The organism is Enterococcus sp. GPZ-007, assembly GCF_059374735.1.
In genome coordinates this window covers 1-249 of the sequence record NZ_JCAFYN010000140.1, presented here as the reverse complement: position 1 = coordinate 249, position 249 = coordinate 1, and the positions used below count along the sequence as shown (strand labels likewise).

The window sequence follows — 249 nt, the reverse complement described above, 5'->3', positions numbered from 1 at the left end:
TATGGAATGTTTAAACAACCATATTAAAGTACTAAAACGAACGGCCTATGGTTTTAGAAATTTTCAAAATTACCGAGAACGAATCTTTTTATATCGTGGGAAGTATTTCAAGAAAACCAAAAATACCACCCAACCGACTAAAACCAGAACAACAACACGGCTAGACAAGAGAGCTGCCTAGCCGTGTGGGTATCTCGATTATTCTATTGAATTTCTTCACCAACACTAGTTGACGAAGAGCCAAAAAAA

1 protein-coding gene is annotated in these 249 nt (G+C 36.5%); it reads left to right on the top strand.

The window, feature by feature from the left end; all coding sequences use genetic code 11:
• Nucleotides 1–181, top strand: a 181-nt coding sequence (locus AC4J95_RS21285; protein WP_494551563.1) for a transposase, incomplete at its 5' end; no start/stop codon positions are given.
• Nucleotides 182–249: the final 68 nt, after the last annotated feature.